Source organism: Actinomadura macrotermitis (genome assembly GCF_009604375.1).
Taxonomy (GTDB): Bacteria; Actinomycetota; Actinomycetes; order Streptosporangiales; family Streptosporangiaceae; genus Spirillospora; species Spirillospora macrotermitis.
Map to the genome: position 1 here is coordinate 910,627 of NZ_WEGH01000002.1, position 15,804 is coordinate 926,430.

Annotated in this window: 15 protein-coding genes and 1 tRNA gene; 6 read left to right on the forward strand and 10 right to left on the reverse strand. The window is 71.6% G+C overall.

The features are described from left to right. The first annotated feature begins 15 nt into the window (after nucleotides 1-15). Nucleotides 16-900, forward strand: coding sequence for a rhomboid family intramembrane serine protease (locus ACRB68_RS16030; RefSeq protein ID WP_153533259.1), 885 nt, complete (start codon nucleotides 16-18; stop codon nucleotides 898-900). A gap of 144 nt (nucleotides 901-1,044) precedes the next feature. Here the strand turns inward: ACRB68_RS16030 and ACRB68_RS16035 are convergent, their stop codons facing one another. Beyond that, the gene (locus ACRB68_RS16035) at nucleotides 1,045-1,302 is read right to left on the reverse strand and encodes a cell division protein CrgA (protein ID WP_328594270.1); all 258 of its coding nucleotides are present in this window, start codon (nucleotides 1,300-1,302) and stop codon (nucleotides 1,045-1,047) included. A gap of 81 nt (nucleotides 1,303-1,383) precedes the next feature. On the opposite strand from ACRB68_RS16035, the gene ACRB68_RS16040 reads away from it, so the two are divergent. From ACRB68_RS16040 to ACRB68_RS16055, 4 genes are read left to right on the forward strand one after another with little or no spacing between them, the layout of a single operon-like run. Next, nucleotides 1,384-2,139: a DUF881 domain-containing protein gene (locus ACRB68_RS16040; protein ID WP_328594271.1), complete on the forward strand. Its 756-nt coding sequence runs from the start codon at nucleotides 1,384-1,386 to the stop codon at nucleotides 2,137-2,139. A 51-nt stretch (nucleotides 2,140-2,190) separates the two neighbouring features. Next, nucleotides 2,191-2,826 carry a class E sortase gene (locus tag ACRB68_RS16045; protein WP_153534916.1) on the forward strand — a complete coding sequence of 212 codons (636 nt, stop codon included), beginning with the start codon at nucleotides 2,191-2,193 and terminating at the stop codon, nucleotides 2,824-2,826. A gap of 35 nt (nucleotides 2,827-2,861) precedes the next feature. Further along, nucleotides 2,862-3,053, forward strand: a complete 192-nt coding sequence (locus ACRB68_RS16050) for a hypothetical protein (RefSeq protein WP_235959839.1) — start codon at nucleotides 2,862-2,864, stop codon at nucleotides 3,051-3,053. A gap of 39 nt (nucleotides 3,054-3,092) precedes the next feature. Beyond that, nucleotides 3,093-3,674 (forward strand): anthranilate synthase component II, encoded by a 582-nt coding sequence (locus tag ACRB68_RS16055; protein ID WP_328594274.1) that lies wholly within the window; start codon nucleotides 3,093-3,095, stop codon nucleotides 3,672-3,674. A gap of 239 nt (nucleotides 3,675-3,913) precedes the next feature. Here ACRB68_RS16055 and pknB read toward each other — a convergent pair whose 3' ends face one another. From pknB to ACRB68_RS16090, 7 genes are read right to left on the reverse strand one after another with little or no spacing between them, the layout of a single operon-like run. Further along, nucleotides 3,914-5,722 (reverse strand): Stk1 family PASTA domain-containing Ser/Thr kinase, encoded by a 1,809-nt coding sequence (pknB, locus tag ACRB68_RS16060; protein ID WP_153533262.1) that lies wholly within the window; start codon nucleotides 5,720-5,722, stop codon nucleotides 3,914-3,916. 22 nt (nucleotides 5,723-5,744) lie between these two features. Then, nucleotides 5,745-7,094, reverse strand: a complete 1,350-nt coding sequence (locus tag ACRB68_RS16065) for a serine/threonine-protein kinase (RefSeq protein ID WP_328594275.1) — start codon at nucleotides 7,092-7,094, stop codon at nucleotides 5,745-5,747. Continuing rightward, nucleotides 7,091-8,575: a peptidoglycan D,D-transpeptidase FtsI family protein gene (locus tag ACRB68_RS16070; RefSeq protein WP_153533263.1), complete on the reverse strand. Its 1,485-nt coding sequence runs from the start codon at nucleotides 8,573-8,575 to the stop codon at nucleotides 7,091-7,093. The genes ACRB68_RS16065 and ACRB68_RS16070 overlap by 4 nt, the downstream gene beginning before the upstream one ends. 10 nt (nucleotides 8,576-8,585) lie before the next feature. Beyond that, nucleotides 8,586-10,235, reverse strand: a complete 1,650-nt coding sequence (locus ACRB68_RS16075; RefSeq protein ID WP_153533264.1) for an FtsW/RodA/SpoVE family cell cycle protein — start codon at nucleotides 10,233-10,235, stop codon at nucleotides 8,586-8,588. Next, a complete protein-coding gene (locus ACRB68_RS16080) occupies nucleotides 10,236-11,792 on the reverse strand; it encodes a Stp1/IreP family PP2C-type Ser/Thr phosphatase (protein ID WP_153533265.1) in 1,557 nt (518 codons plus the stop codon). Beyond that, a complete protein-coding gene (locus ACRB68_RS16085) occupies nucleotides 11,789-12,298 on the reverse strand; it encodes an FHA domain-containing protein FhaB/FipA (RefSeq protein WP_153533266.1) in 510 nt (169 codons plus the stop codon). Before ACRB68_RS16085 ends, ACRB68_RS16080 begins: the two co-directional genes overlap by 4 nt. An 11-nt stretch (nucleotides 12,299-12,309) precedes the next feature. Beyond that, the gene (locus ACRB68_RS16090; protein ID WP_328594276.1) at nucleotides 12,310-13,065 is read right to left on the reverse strand and encodes a DUF3662 and FHA domain-containing protein; all 756 of its coding nucleotides are present in this window, start codon (nucleotides 13,063-13,065) and stop codon (nucleotides 12,310-12,312) included. Nucleotides 13,066-13,194: 129 nt separating this feature from the next. On the opposite strand from ACRB68_RS16090, the gene ACRB68_RS16095 reads away from it, so the two are divergent. Beyond that, a tRNA-Leu gene (locus ACRB68_RS16095) sits at nucleotides 13,195-13,277 on the forward strand. A gap of 591 nt (nucleotides 13,278-13,868) precedes the next feature. Here ACRB68_RS16095 and ACRB68_RS16100 read toward each other — a convergent pair. Continuing rightward, nucleotides 13,869-14,735 carry an endonuclease/exonuclease/phosphatase family protein gene (locus ACRB68_RS16100; protein ID WP_153533267.1) on the reverse strand — a complete coding sequence of 289 codons (867 nt, stop codon included), beginning with the start codon at nucleotides 14,733-14,735 and terminating at the stop codon, nucleotides 13,869-13,871. Nucleotides 14,736-14,833: 98 nt separating this feature from the next. Then, entirely contained in the window at nucleotides 14,834-15,745 is a 912-nt protein-coding gene (locus tag ACRB68_RS16105; protein ID WP_328594277.1) for a LysR family transcriptional regulator, read from the reverse strand. Nucleotides 15,746-15,804 lie beyond the last annotated feature (59 nt).

The window sequence follows — 15,804 nt, forward strand, 5'->3', positions numbered from 1 at the left end:
CGACGGAGCCGTCCGATGACCCCTGAGCGTCCTTCCGTGCCCGAGGCCCCGGCGCCGGTCTGCTACCGGCACCCGGGCCGCGAGACCCATGTGCGCTGCACCCGGTGCGATCGGCCGATCTGCCCCGAGTGCATGCGGGAGGCCGCCGTCGGGCACCAGTGCGTCGAGTGCGTGGCCGAGGGCCGCCGGTCCGTCCGGCGGCCCCGCACGGTCCTCGGCGCCCCGGCCCGCGCCGGGGCCCGGCCCGTCGTCACCTACACGCTGATCGGCCTGTGCGTGCTGGCCTACCTGGGCGAGCTCGCCACCGACCGGGTGTTCGACGAGCTGGCGATGATCGGGCTGTACCGGTTCGACGGCGGCGCGACGATCGGCGTGGCCGAGGGCGAGTGGTACCGCCTGCTCAGCTCGATGTTCCTGCACCAGCCGCCGGACGGCGGCTCGTTCTGGATCACCCACATCCTGTTCAACATGTACGCGCTGTGGGCGCTCGGGCCGCAGCTGGAGCAGGTGCTCGGGCGGGGCCGCTTCCTGGCGCTGTACCTGCTGTCGGGGCTCGGCGGTTCGGTGCTGGCCTACCTGCTCGCGCCGGGGACGCCGGTGGTGGGCGCGTCCGGCGCGATCTTCGGCCTGTTCGGGGCCTACTTCGTCATCGCGCGCCGGCTGGGGACGCCGCCCGGGCCGATCGTGTTCCTGCTGGTGCTGAACCTGGTGATCACGTTCTCGGTGCCGGGGATCTCCTGGCAGGGCCACGTGGGCGGGCTGGTGACCGGCACCGTGCTGGCCGCCGCCTACGCGTACGCACCGGCCCGGCACCGGCAGGCGGTGCAGATCGCGGCGACCGCGGCGGTGCTGGTCCTGCTGGTGGTGCTGACGGCGGTCAAGACCACCGAGCTGGTCTGAACCCCGGGCACGGCGAAACGCCGCCACGTCCCCGTGACGGGGAGGTGGCGGCGTCTTTGCCGAGCGGCCGCGGCACGGCACCGAAGTCGTCCCCAGGCTGTGGACAACCTTGGTGGATTGCGCCGCCGCGAAACGGGGTAGGAGTCAGCGCCAGCGCGTCGCCAGCACCACGCCCAGGATGATCGCGACGAAGCCGATCCCCAGGTTCCAGTTGCCGAGGTCGCTCATCAGCGGCACCTTGGTGCCGGTGCTGGCCGTCACGTAGAACGTCGCGATCCAGGCCAGCCCGATCAGCCACAGCACGACCATGGCGGGGGCCAGCCAGCGCGGGCTGACCTCGGGTGCCTTGGACTTCTGCGGCGGCGTGTAGACGGCCTTCTTGCGCACTTTGGACTTGGCCACGGTGGGATCGATCTCCTCGGGCGGCTGGCGGCCGGAGCGCCGGTCCGCGCATGGTCGTTTTGTCGGTTAGCGTAGTCGCTGGTGAGCAGCGTACGGCGTCGAACGTGGGGAAGCATCATCCCAGCACTCACGCTGGCGGCGGGAACCCTGTTCGCGGCGAGCGCGAGCACGGCCCGCGGTACCGACCTGCGCGAGGAGGGCCGCACCCGGATCACCGAGCTGATCACCGCCGAGCAGCGCCGCACCCGCCGTGAGCTGGGCGACTACCAGCGGCTGCGCCGCGAGGTCGACGCCGTCTCCCGCGCCGCCGGCCGGCACGACGCGCGCGCCCGCGCCGCCCAGGAGCGCGCCGACCGGCTCGCCGCCCGCGCCGGATTCACCCCGCTGGCCGGCCCGGGCGTCCGGGTCCGGCTGGACGACGCGCCCCGCTCCGGCGGCGCGCCCCCGCGCGGCGCCGCCCCCGACGACCTGGTCGTGCACCAGGCCGACGTGCAGGCGGTGGTGAACGCGCTCTGGGCGGGCGGCGCCACCGGCCTGAAGATCATGGACCAGCGGGTGATCGCGACCAGCGCGGTCCGCTGCGTCGGCAACACCCTGATCCTGCAGGGGGTCGTCTACTCGCCTCCGTTCCGCATCACCGCGGTGGGAGATCCGCGCCGGCTGCGCGCCGCGCTTGACTCCTCCCCCGAGGTTTCGATTTACAAGAGGTACGTACGCGCCTACGGGCTCGGATACTCGGTGCGGACCCTGGACCGGGTGTCCCTGCCCGCCTACACCGGAAACGTGACGATGAACCACGCGAAGGTGGCGGACGACCCGGACGGGGACGGCGCCTAGGCGACATGCCGGGGCGGGCTTTTCTATGCCGAGAGGGGACGCGCGGTGCGGATGCTCATCCGTGGGCTGGGCGAACTGTGCATCACGGCGGGCCTGGTGCTGCTGCTGTTCGTCACCTACGAGCTGTGGGGGACGGGCCGCTACACCCAGCAGCAGCAGGACTCCCTCGGCAAGGAGATGATCAAGGAGTGGCGGGCGCCCCGGGTGACCACCGAGAAGGTGCGGATCGGCAAGGGCCTGGCGATGATCCGCATCCCCAGGTTCGGGGCGTCCTACCGCTTCGTCGTCATCGAGGGCGTGGAGCTGGCGGACCTGCGCAAGGGGCCGGGCCACTACCCCGGCAGCGCGCTGCCGGGGCAGATCGGCAACTTCGTGGTCTCGGGGCACCGCACCACCTACTCGGCGCCCTTCAACCGGCTCGGCGAGCTGCGCGCCGGCGACAAGATCCTGATCGACACCCGGCAGCGGCAGTACGTCTACAAGGTCACCGACCGCCGGATCGTGAAGCCGACGGACGTGGACGTCACCGCGCCGGTGCCCTTCCATCCGGGCCGCACGCCGACCCGGCGGATGATCACGCTGACCACCTGCCACCCCAAGTACTCGGCCGCCGAACGGATGATCGTCTTCGGTGAGCTGAGCGAGGAGCTGCCGCGCGCGGCCACCCCCGCCGCGGCGCAGCACTGACCCCGGCAGGCCCGCAGGACAGGAGGAGGAACGCCGTGTACGGCTGGATCTGGCGCAACCTGCCCGGCACGTGGCAGGTCAGGACCGCCATCGCGCTGGCGCTCGTCGTGGCGCTCTGCGCGGTGCTGTGGTACCTGGTGTTCCCCTGGCTGGAGCCGAAGGTGCAGTTCGACCCGGGCGTGGTCGACAGCACCCCCACGGCGCCCGCCAGGCCCGGCGCGGGCTGACCGGCCGGGGCACCGCGCGCGGGCGGCGACAATGGCGGGGTGCGTGTTCTGGTCGTGGACAATCACGACAGCTTCGTCTTCAACATCGTGCAGTACCTGCGCGAGCTCGGCGCCGACTGCCTGGTCAAGGACCGCTCGGACGTCCGCCTCGCCGACGCCGCGTCCGTCCACGGCGTGCTGGTCAGCCCCGGGCCCGGCCATCCCGCGGACGCCGGCGTCTGCCTGGACCTGGTGCACGACGCCGGGGAGCGCGGCCTGCCGCTGCTCGGCGTCTGCCTCGGCCACCAGGTGATCGCCCACGTGCACGGCGCCGTCGTCGGGCCGGCGCCGCGGATCGTGCACGGCGGCACCAGCCGGATCCACCACGACGGCCGTGGCGTCTTCGCGGGCCTGCCGGGCGGTTTCCCCGCCACCCGCTACCATTCGCTCGCCGTCGACCCGCTGAGCGTCCCCGGCGGCGTCCTGGACATCACCGCGCGGACCGAGGAGGGCGTCGTGATGGGGCTGCGGCACCGCGACGCCCCGGTCGAGGGGGTCCAGTTCCATCCGGAATCGGTGCTGTCGGCCTGCGGCCACGACCTGTTCCGCAACTGGCTGGCCGGCTGCGCCGCCCCCGTGTAGACCGCACCGTTCGGGCGGCGCCGTCCGGCTCCGGCGGGACTTGTCGGTTTGCTATGAAAAATTCTCCCGTGCCCTGTAACGCCGACATGGGTTACTCCGAAGTACGTACCGAGGGCTTCCGCCATTGCCCCCGAGTGGCGGAAGCCCTCTTCGCGTCCGCGCCGTCCTCACACGGCGCGCAACGCCGAAGGGCCCGGACCCCCCTCACGGGGTCCGGGCCCTTCGGCGTTGCGGCCGGATCAGTTACCGGTGCCGGGGACCGTGATCGACGGCGTCGGCGTCGTCTTCGGCACCACCGAGATGACCACGGTCTCGCCCGCCGCCAGCGTCGAGTCCTTCGGCACGCTCTGCTGGTAGACCAGGCCGGGCGCCATCGGCGGGGTGCCCGGGGGCGGCGGCGTCTGGTCCACCTTGCACTTCAGGCCGAGCGAGACCAGCTGCCCGCAGGCCGCCCGGGCGCTCTGGTTGGTCAGGTCCGGGACCTTGACGTTCTCGGCGCCCGAGGAGATGTACAGCGTGACCAGCGAGTTCTTCTTCGCCGACGTCCCGGCGGGCGGGTCGGTGCGGGTGGCGTTGCCCTGCTCGACGGTGCTGGACTTCTCCTGCTTGGTGACGACGCGGAAGCCCGCCGAGATCAGCGCCTGCTGCGCCTGGGCGGAGCTCTGGTCCTTCACCGAGGGGACGTCGACCTTGGCGATCGGCTTGCGCCCCTTGGAGACCTCCAGGTTCACCGCGCTGCCCTTGGCGACCGAGGCGCCGCTCTCGGGGTCGGTGCTGATGACGTTGCCCTCGTCGACGTCGTTGTCGTAGACCTCCTTGACCTCGCCGACCTTCAGCCCCGCGTCGGTGAGCGCCTTCTCGGCGTCCTCCCGCGAGTGCCCGGTCAGCCCCGCCGGCACGGTGATCGAGACCGGCTTCGTCGGCTTCTCCCCGCCTCCGCCGCCGCCGCTCGACAGCATCCAGCCGATGAGCGCCGCGCCGCCGATGAACAGCACCGCGAGGCCGACCCACAGCGCGACCTTCTTGCCGGTGCCGTCGTGCTCGGGGCGCTGGTCGTCGTACTGCACCGGCGGCAGGTCGTAGCCGTTGCGGCCGGCCTGCGTCTGCTGCATGTGGGTCTGGCCGGGGACCGCCCCGAGCACCTGCGTGCCCTGCGGCTGCTGCTGGCCGCCCATCAGCATCGTGGACGCCGCGGTGGAGGAGACCGGCTGCCCGTGCAGCACCCGCTGGATCTCCTGCCGGAACTCGTTCGCCGACTGATAGCGGTGCGCGGGGTCCTTCGCCATGGCCTTCAGCACCATGGCGTCGGCCCACTGCGGGATGTCGGGGTCCACCTGGGACGGCGGGACCGGCTCCTCCCGCACGTGCTGGTAGGCGATCGCGACGGGCGAGTCGCCGGTGAACGGCGGCCGGCCCGTCAGCAGCTCGTACAGCACGCAGCCGGTGGAGTAGATGTCGCTGCGGGCGTCGACGCGCTCGCCGCGCGCCTGCTCGGGCGACAGGTACTGGGCGGTGCCGATGACCTGGGCGGTCTGCGTCATGGTGGACGCCGCGTCGTGCATGGCCCGGGCGATGCCGAAGTCCATGACCTTGACCTCGTGGCCGCGGGTCAGCATCACGTTCGCGGGCTTGATGTCGCGGTGCACGATGCCGCCGCGGTGGCTGTAGTCCAGCGCCCGCAGGATGCCGTCGGTGATCTCCAGGGCCTTCTCGGGGAGCAGCGCCCGGTTCTCCCGCAGCAGGTCGCGCAGCGTGCTGCCGTCGACGTACTCCATCACGATGTAGGGGATGGAGTTGTCGCCGATCATGTCCTCGCCGGTGTCGTACACCGCGATGACCGAGGGGTGGTTGAGCGAGGCCGCGGACTGCGCCTCGCGCCGGAACCGCTCCTGGAAGATCGGGTCGCGGGCGAGGTCGGAGCGCAGCGTCTTGATGGCGACGATGCGATCGAGACGCCGGTCCCGGGCACGGTAGACCTCGGCCATGCCACCGCGCCCGATGACGGCGTCGAGCTCGTAGCGGCCGCCTAGCAGCCGAGGTTGACTCATATGTGCACTTTCCCTCGTACCTCTACACCTTGTCCTCCGAACCTAGCCGCCTGCCCTGCACGGGCACGGGAGCCGGGCTCGGAGTTGACGGAGTCGTGGCGGTCTCCGCCGGAGCGGGTGCTGGTTCTTGGGCGTTGGAGGCCGCCCTGGCCGGTTGCCTGTTTCGCTTCTGTCTGGGTGACGCGCCGGGCCGCTCGGCCGTTGACTTCCGCTTCTTGACGGTGCGACGCCGGTCCTTGCGATCCTTGCGGTCCTTGCCCGGATGCCGTCGTCCGGTGGCGGGCGGGTGGCGGCGGACGTCCGGGGACGCCTGCCCGGTGCCGGGGACGGCCGCCGGCGGGGTGGACGGCGCCGGCCGGGCCGGCTGGGAGTGTTCGTCCCGGACCAGGCCCGCGCTGCCGTCGTCGCGCCACAGCGCGCCGGCGGTGAGCGCGGCGAGCGCCACCAGCGCGGCCACCGAGCCGTAGATCAGCGCCGGGCGTCGTTGCCCGGCCGCCTTCACCTTGGTGAGGGTATCCGGCCGATCCGCGGCGTCAAACTTCGCCGTCTCCTGCCCGTCGCGGCCCGGCAGGAGCGCGCGGGCCCGCGCGGCGACCTCGGCGGCGCCGGCGGGCCGGTCCGCGGGCTTCTTGGCGAGCAGCTCGGCGACCAGGTCGCGCACCGGCCCCGGCACGCGCGGGGGCAGCGGCGGCGGGACGTCGCGGACGTGCTGCAGCGCGATGTCGACGGGCGTGCGGCCGTCGAACGGCGGGGACCCGGCGAGGCACTCGTAGGCGACGACGCCGAGCGAGTACAGGTCGGCCGCCGGCGTCAGCTGCTGCCCGGACGCCTGCTCGGGCGAGATGTAGTGCGCGCTGCCCATGACCATGCCGGTCTGGGTCTGCGAGGCCGCCTTCAGCCCGCGCGCGATGCCGAAGTCGGTGATCTTGACGGTGCCGTCGGTGGTCACCATCAGGTTCGGCGGCTTGATGTCGCGGTGCACGATCCCGGCGGCGTGCGCGGCGGCCAGGCCCGCCGCGGTCTGCGCGACCAGCTCCAGGGTGCGCTCCACCGGCAGGCCGCCGGTGCGGGCGAGCAGCCGCGACAGCGGCTCGCCCGGCACCAGCTCCATGACCAGGTAGGCGCGGCCCTCGTGCTCGCGGGCGTCGTACACCTGCGCGATGCCGCCGTGCCGCAGCGACGCCGCGTAGCGGGCCTCGGCGGCGAAGCGGCGGCCCGCGGAGTCGTCGCCGATCAGCTCCTCGCGCAGCAGCTTGACCGCGATCTCCCGGTCCAGCGCCTCGTCGGTGGCCCGCCAGACCTCGCCCATCCCGCCGGTCGCCAGCAGCTCGTGCAGGCGGTACCGGCCGTTCAGGACGAGGTCCTCGGTCACTTCTTCAGCACCTGGGCCATGATGGACGCGGCGAGCGGGCCCGCGCCGTGCGCGCCGTCGCCGCTGCCCTCGGTGATGACGGCGAAGGCGTAGCGCGGGTTCTCGATCGGGCCGAACCCGACGAACCAGCGGGCGTTGGGGTTGCCCCCGCCCTGCTCGGCGGTGCCGGTCTTGCCGGCGATGTTCTGGCCCTGCAGGTTGGTCGCGGTGCCCTTGGAGACCACCTGGCGCATCATGTCGCGCAGCTGGCTCGCCGTGCCCGGCTTGATCGCCTGCCCGAACTCCTTCGGCTGCGCGCTGTACAGCTCGCTCTGGTCCTTGGCGCGGACCCGCTGCACCAGGTACGGCTGCATGATCTTGCCGTTGTTGGCGACGGCGGAGGCGACCATGGCCATCTGCAGCGGGGTGGCGCGGACGTTCTCCTGGCCGATGCCCGAGCGGGCGGTGCCGTCCTGGCCGGTCGGGGTCACCTTGCCCGACAGGTCGCGGGTCTCCTTCGGCACGTCGCTGGTCGCGGCGTACAGGTCGGGCTCCAGCCGCACCTTGCGGCCGAACCCGAACCGCTTGGCGCCCTCGCTCAGCCGGTCGATGCCGAGCTCCAGGCCGAGCCGGCCGAAGGAGGTGTTGCAGGACTCGGCGAACGCGTCGATGAGCGAGGCGCTGCCGGCGCAGCTGCCGCCGTCGTGGGAGTTGGGCAGCGGCTGGTGGGACTCGGGCAGCAGCAGCGGGCCGGTGTTCTGGTTGCTGCTGGAGTCCAGGCCGAGGTCCTCCATGCCCAGCGCCGCCGTGACGATCTTGAAGGAGGAGCCGGGCGGGAACGTCTGGCTCATCGCGTTGTCGATCAGCGGCTTGATGGTGCCCTTGGCCTTGTCCAGCTCCACCAGCCGCTTGCCGCCCTCGGTGCCCTTCTGCGGCGCGACCTCGTTCGGGTCGAAGTCGGTGCCGGTGGACGCCGACGCCAGCACCACGACCGCGCCGGTCTTGATGTCGATGACGGCGGCGCCGGCCCGGCGCGAGGTGCCGCCCTTCAGCACCCGGTAGGCGGTCCGCTGCGCCTGGGTGTTGAGGGCGAGCTCGACGTTGGCCCCCTCGGGCTTCTTGCCGATGAAGGCGTCGAACCAGCGCTGGTGGGTGATCCGCTTGTCGGTGCCGCCGAGCAGCGAGTTGTAGGCCAGCTCGACCTTGCCCGCGCCGCCGTTGAAGAACCCGACGACCGGGGAGAAGACCACGCCCTCCTTGTAGGTGCGGCCGTACTTGGGGTTGTCCTTGTGGGTCGGCTGGGACTCGGCGAGCACCTGGCCGCCGGCGATGATCTGCCCGCGCGGCGAGTTGAACACGTCGGCGAACCGGCGCGTGTTGTTGGGGTCGTTGCGCAGCTTGTCGGCCTGGCTGCCCTGGACGTAGTTGACCTGGGCCATCAGGGCGAAGAACAGCAGCAGACCGAAGATCGCCACCCGGCGGACCGGCTTGTCCATGTTCATGACGAAAGGCTCATCTCGTGCTCACGATCTGGGTCATGCCCTCGTCCTGGATCGCCTGGGGGGCGGGCTTGCGGGCGTCGTGGCTCATCCGGACCAGGATCGCGATGAGGATCCAGTTGGCCATGAGCGAGGAACCGCCCTGGGAGAGGAACGGAGTGGTCAGACCGGTCAGCGGGATCATTCTGGTGACGCCGCCGACGATCACGAAGACCTGGAGCGCCAGGACGAACGACACACCGCCGGCGAACAGTTTCAGGAACGGGTCGCGGGCCGCGACCGCCGTCTTCATCCCGCGCTGGACGATCAGGGCGTAGACCAGCAGGATCACCATCAGCCCGGTCAGCCCGAGCTCCTCGCCCATCGAGTCGAAGATGAAGTCGCTGAACGACAGCGGCGTGCGCCACGGCTGCCCCTGGCCGAGCCCGGTGCCGAGGACGCCGCCCTGCCCGAGCGCGAACAGGCCCTTCATCAGCTGGGCGCTGTCGGAGTAGTCGCCCTTCAGCTGGTTGGTGCAGGCGTAGTAGCCGGGCTCGATCAGGCGGGTCGACTTGGCCTTCGCCGCCTGGCCCTGCGCCTCGTACTGGGCGGCCCTGGTCTCGAGCGCCTCCTTGGTCTGCTTGTAGATGTCGGTGTTGGGGTTGACCGGGACGACCTTCTCGTTCACCAGGCAGCCGCCGTCGAAGTACGGCCCGGGGTCGCGCCAGATGTCGATGCGCTGGTTCACGTGCCCCATGAACGGCAGCATCGTGGCGATGAAGACGCCGACCGCGAGCAGCCCGACGCCGATCATCACCCAGGAGACGCGCTGGGTGGCGATGTAGATCATCGACACGAACAGGCCGAAGTACAGCAGCGCGGTGCCGAGGTCCTTCTGCATGAACAGCACGCCGAGGCACAGGAACCAGATGACCAGGATCGGGCCGAGGTCGCGGGCGCGCGGCAGGCTGATCGGGCCGACCTTCTTGCCGATCAGCGACATCGCCTGGCGCTTGTTGACCAGGTAGCCGGCGAAGAACACCACCAGCAGCAGCTTGGCGAACTCGCCGGGCTGCACCGAGAACGGGCCGATGTGGATCCACACCCGGGCGCCGTTGATCTCCGAGCCGATGCCCGGCACCACCGGCAGCAGCAGCAGGATGATCGCGCTGAGACCGATCAGGTAGGTGTAGCGCTGCGCGGTCTTGGGGGTGAACGACAGCTTGGCGTCGCTCTTGTCGGTGTCGCGCATGATCGCCACGGCGGCGACGAACAGCGCGATGCCGACGAACGTCCACATCAGCTGGCCGGGCGCGTCCGCGGCGTCCTTGAGGAACTTCTTGCCGGCCTGGGCGGCGGTGATGCGGTCCTTGCTGGTGTCCAGGTCCAGCCGGTAGATCATCGCCAGGCCGAGGCCGTTCAGCGCGACCGCCAGCGGCAGCAGCAGCGGGTCGGCGTACGGCGCGAACTTCGACTGCACCAGGAACGCGATGATGGCCAGCACGACCAGGCCGCCGCCGTACAGGAACAGCCCGCTGGGGATCTTGCCGTCGCGGGCCAGGCCGACCTCGGCGAACGCCGACAGCGTCAGCACCATCGCGAAGATCAGCAGCGCGGCGGTCGCGGCGTTGCGGCGCTGGTAGGGCAGGTGGGCGCGGATCTGCTCACCGAGTGAGGTCACCATCTACGCCCCGCCCCCCTTGCCCGCCGGGCAGTCCTTGACCGCGGGGTCGTTCGCCCGGCACTTGTTGCGGCGCTCGACCAGCGTGCGCAGCGCCTCGGTGGCCTTGGCATGGCCGATGACCGGCTGGAACTTGCGGACCCGGTCGGCGTCGGCCGGCGGCAGTTCGCTCAGCTTGACGTCGCTGGTCTCGAACTTCTTCTCCTGGCAGTCCTGCGTCTGGCCGCGGCCGCGCACGATCGCGACCTTGTCCTGGTCCTCGACCAGGGAGTAGCGGCAGACCATGGTCTCCAGCTTGGCGATGATGGAGGCGTCCTTGACGGTCTGCTTCTTGCGGACCGCGTCCTGCTGCGCCGGCGGCAGGTCCGCCACCGGGAGCGGCTCCTTCGGCTGCTGGGACGCGGCCGCCTTGTACGACAGCGGCAGCAGCGGGACCTGGTCGGGGATGCCCCGGTAGAGCACGACCTGGCCCTTCTCCTCGCCGATGTAGTAGCCGGTGCGGATGTCCTGGATCACGAAGAAGCCGGCCGCCGCGATGCCGATGACCGCGACGCCGGCCGCCACGATCAGCCAGGTCCACCGCCGCAGCCCGGCGCCGCGCCGGGCCGGCGCCATCGCGGGGGCCCGGCCGCCCATCGCCTCGTGCTGGGGGGCGGGCGCCGGCGGCGGCATCTCGTCGACCGCGACCGGCGGCTGCGGCGAGGTGTCGCGCAGCTGCGCGGCGCGCCCCGCGGGGGTGTCCTGCGCGGTGACCTGCGCCATGCCGGGGCCGGCGGGCGGGCCCGCGTTGGCGGCCGCGCCGACCGCGCGGCCGGGCGGGGCCTGCTGCTGCTGGCCGCCGAGCTCGACGACGTCGGCGACCACGCAGGTGATGTTGTCGGGGCCGCCGCCCCGGTTGGCCAGGTCGATCAGCTGCCGGACGGCCTGCTCGGGGTCGTCGACGTCGGTCAGCACCTGGAAGATCGTCTCGGCGGTGATCACGCCGGACAGGCCGTCGGAGCACAGCAGGTACCGGTCGCCGACCTTGGCCTCGCGCAGCGACAGGTCCGGGTCGACCTCGCCGCGGCCGTCCAGGGCGCGCAGCAGCAGCGACCGCTGCGGGTGCGAGGCGGCCTCGTCGGGGCTGATCCGGCCCTCGTCCACCAGCGACTGCACCAGCGTGTGGTCGTGGGTGATCTGGAACAGGCTGCCGTCGCGCAGCAGGTAGGCGCGCGAGTCGCCGATGTGCACCAGCGCGACCTGGTTGCCCGCCCACAGCATCGCGGTCAGCGTCGTGCCCATGCCCTGCAGGGCCGGGTCGGACTCCACGATGCGGTGCAGGTTGTCGTTGGCCGTGCGGACCGTGTGCTCCAGCGCCGCGAGCAGCTCGTTGGCCGGCAGGTCCTTGTCGAGCTTGCGCAGCGCCTCGATCGCGGCGGCGCTGGCGATCTCGCCGCCGACGTGCCCGCCCATGCCGTCGGCGACCGCGAGCAGGTGCGCGCCCGCGTAGGCCGAGTCCTCGTTGCCCTCGCGCAGCATGCCGACGTCGGAGCGCGCGGCGTAGCGGATTCCCAGAGTCATTTGCGCAGCTCGATCACGGTCTTGCCGATGCGGACCGGGACGCCCGGCGGGATCGGCATGGGCCTGGTCACCTTCGTGCGTCCCAGGTAGGTCCCGTTGGTGGAACCCAGGTCCTCCACGATCCACTGGCCGTCCTGCGCGTAGATCCGGGCGTGCCGGCTCGAGGCGTAGTCGTCGGTCACCACGAGCGTGGCGTCGCCGGCGCGGCCGATGGTGATGGGCACGCCGGTGAGGTCGATGACGGTACCGGCCCGCTCGCCCTGGACGACGACCAGTTTGGAGGGGCCGCCGCCGCCCCCGCCGCCGCCTCCGGCGCGCGGCGCCCGGGGCTGCTTGGGTTGTTTGGCGGGCCGGGACGCGCGCGGCTGCGCCGCCCGCCCGGCGGCCTTCGCGGCGGCCTTGGAGCCGAACAGGTCGGCCCGGATCACGCCGACGGCCGCGATGACGAAGAGCCAGAGCACCGCGAGGAACGCCAGCTTGATCAGCGTAAGGGTGAATTCGGACATCGGAGTCGGGGTTACTCCCTATCGCGGCGGAAGACCAGGGTTGTCCGGCCCATCGTGACCCGGGACCCGTCGACCAGCGTCACACGCCTGATCGGCTGCCCGTTCACGAAGGAGCCGTTGGTCGACCCTAGATCCACGAGGACGATTTCGGGACCTTCTACACGAATCTCGGCATGGTGCCGGGACACGCCCGGGTCGACGAGCCGCAGGTCGCAGTCGGTACCGCGACCAAGCAGCGTCACCGGAGTATTGATCTCGTACGTGCGCTGGGTCGTGTCGGAGCCCTCCACGGCCGTGGTGACCAGCAGCCGGGGGTGACCGCCGAACGCACCGCCCCGGCCGCCCTGCGGGACGTCGCTCACCGGGCGGCGGATCTCCCCGCCCTCGACCGTCGACCCGCGGATCACGCCGGACCGGATGCGGAACATGCCCGTCGTCAGGTCGCCGGCGTTCTCGAACCGGACCCGGACCGGACCCACGAAGGAGTACCCCTGCTCCTTCGCGTACTCGCGCGCCAGATTCGCCAGCTCCTGGCTCAGGCTGTCGGCGTACACCTGCAGCCGCTGCCCGTCCTGCTGAGAGATCTCGACGACGAAGTCGTTCGGCACCAACGTCCGGCCCGGTGCGACGATCGCGGCCCGGTCGTCCATCTCGCGCTGCACAGCACTGGCCACCTCGACCGGCTGGAGCTCGGACTTGAAGGCCCGGGCGAAGGCTCCTTCGACCATGCCCTCGAGCCTTCGCTCGAAGCGCTGAATGACGCCCACGGGCACCTCCCTTCCCCAGTGATAGACGATCGTATCGGTGCGATGGTTCGCTCGAAGTATCTGGATACCTAACCACCCCCGCGACCGTGCTAATCTCTTTCTCGCACCCGGAAACGGGGGCGACACCCAGGGCGGGTGGCGGAACGGCAGACGCGCACGGTTCAGGTCCGTGTGTCCGAAAGGACGTGAGGGTTCAAATCCCTCCTCGCCCACGTAAGTGACAGGGGCGGTGTGCTCGCGGAAAGCGCGAGCCGCCGCCCCTTTCGTTATGCCCGCCCAGGGGGACGACCCCCTGGAACCCCCGGGGCGGGGGCTCCGCCCCCGCACCCCCGGCCGCACACGGGGTTCGGCTCTTTCGTCGCTCCTTCGCCGAAGCTGATCTTTTCTGCACCATGGCGAGTGGGCGTCACCTTCACGGGACCATCCCTCACCAGGTTCGCCTCTCACATGGCGAAGATCCTGGGGCCGGCACTCCGTGCACCCTGGCGAGTGGGCGTCATCTTCATATCTCTGCCGCTCACAGGGTTCCGCTCTCACGTGACGACCGGCCCCGGACCGGCCTCCGCAGGCCGACGGGTGGGCGGCTCCCTCGCGCTCTCGCCTCGTTCGGGTCGTTCCTCTTACCTCCAGGAGATCCGGGGACCGGTCTTCTTCGGGCGCGGGGGCGCCGTCTTCGCGCTCCCGCGATTTTCCGGGGGCGGCTCTTTGGGCAGGTGGCCGCGGCATGTTTCTACTTTCCTCGCCCCGGCGCGCTCTGACCAGGGATCGGACAAGGTCATGACGCGTCCGGGGCGAGGAGGGTGTCAGCGGGCCGTCCAGGTGAAGGCGACGGTGGTGGGGGCGTGGTCGGAGAGGGGCTTGCCGTCGTCGCGCAGGAACTCGGACGCGGGGGTGGCGTAGGTGGCGGGGGTCAGGGCGAGGGTGGGCGAGCCGCGGTAGAGGATCTTGTCGATGGACTCGCAGCGGTCGGGGGCGGTGGGCGCGCAGCCGGCCGGCGGGGTGGTCGGGGTCGGCTCGGCGCCGCCCTGCTTCAGGGCGACCCAGGAGTCGGTGAGGCCGTTGTCCCTGATGAAGGCGCTCAGGTTCTCGCCGGGTCGGGTGTAGCGGGCGTTGGTGTCGCCCATGATGACGACGGCGCGGCCGGCGGAGTGCTCGGCGATGTAGGCGGTGAGCTGGGCCAGGCCGGCGTTGCGGGCCTTGATGTCGCCCTCCTGGTCGCCCGCGTCGGCGTGCAGGTTGTACAGGTCGAAGGAGACGCCGTCCGCCAGCTTGACGCGGCTGTAGGTGAAGCCCTTCGGGGTCAGGCAGTCGGCCTGGTTGATGTAGCACGTGGCCCACGTGACGCGCTTCAGGTCGGTGACGGGGTGGCGCGCCATCGTGTTGAGGCCGCTGCCGAAGGGCACCGGGCCGCTGCTCCACGTCCGGTACGGGTGGGTGTCCGTCCAGTAGAGGGCCCAGTGGTAGTTGAAGTCCTCCTGGACGTTGACGACGTCGTAGGGGGCGAGCCTGGCGCCGATCGCCAGATGGGCCTCCAGGCGCGGGTACGGGGCGCTGGACAGGGGTTCGGGAAGTCCCGCGACGTTGTAGGTGATGGCCGAGAACGTGCCCGCGGGAGCGGCGGAGGCGGTGGACGGGACGAGGGTGACGGCGGTGGTCAGGCAGAGGGCCATTGCTGCACGGGATGCGCGCATACGACTCCAAAGTCGAAGGATCCTCACATCACACCGAGATCCTCGTACAGCGCGGGGGCGCCGTCCATGGGGCCGGTTCAGTAATCGGCGGGGGCCGCCTCCGCTCCGCCGTTCACGGTGGACAGGAACGCGGCGGCGGCCGGCGAGGACGGGAAGCCGCTCCAGATGAGGTGCTCCATGCGGGCCGGGGCGTCGCGGACGCGGAGGACGGACAGGCCGGGGAGTTCGGGCGCGAAGGCGGCCGGCAGCATCCCGACGCCGAGGCCCTGGCGGATCAGGCCGGCCATGAAGTCCACCGTCGTGATCTCGAAGGCGACCTCGCGGCGGGCGCCGGCGGCGGCGAACGCCTCGTCGGTCTGGGCGCGGGCGGCGGTGCCCGGGGGGAAGTCGACGAACGGCTCGTCCGCCAGCCGGTGCAGGTCCACGTCCCTCCCGGTCGCCAGCGGGTGGGCGGGGGCCACCACCGCGACGAGTTCGCCGCGCGCCAGTTCGCGGCCGCGGACGCCCTTGGGGCGCGCGCCCACCGGCAGCCCGAGGAACGCGACGTCCAGGGCGCCCTGCCGCACCTGTTCGGCCAGCCACTCGCTGGCACCCGAGCGGAGGGTGATCCGCACCCGGGGATGGCGCAGGTGGAACTCCTTCAGCGCGGCCGGCAGGTCGACCGCCACGACGGTGGGGATGGCGCCGATGGCCAGGCGGCCGCGGATCTCGCCGGCGGCCGCCGCCACCTCGTCGCGGGCCCGCTCGGCGGCGTCGAGGGCCTGGCGGGCGGCGGGCAGGAACGCCTCGCCGGCCGGGGTCAGCCGGACGCGGCGGCTGGTGCGGTCGAACAGCCTGGCGCCCAGCTCGCGCTCCAGCCGGGCGATCTGGTGGCTCAGCGCGGACTGGACGACCAGGCACCGCTCGGCGGCGCGGGTGAAGTTGCTCGTCTCGGCGACGGCGACGACGTAACGCATCTGCTGGAGTTCCACGAAGCGATCGTGGATCACGATCGGCGTCCATGACAAGCATGTGTTGGACTCATTGATCGTTCACCGGTGAGGCTGAG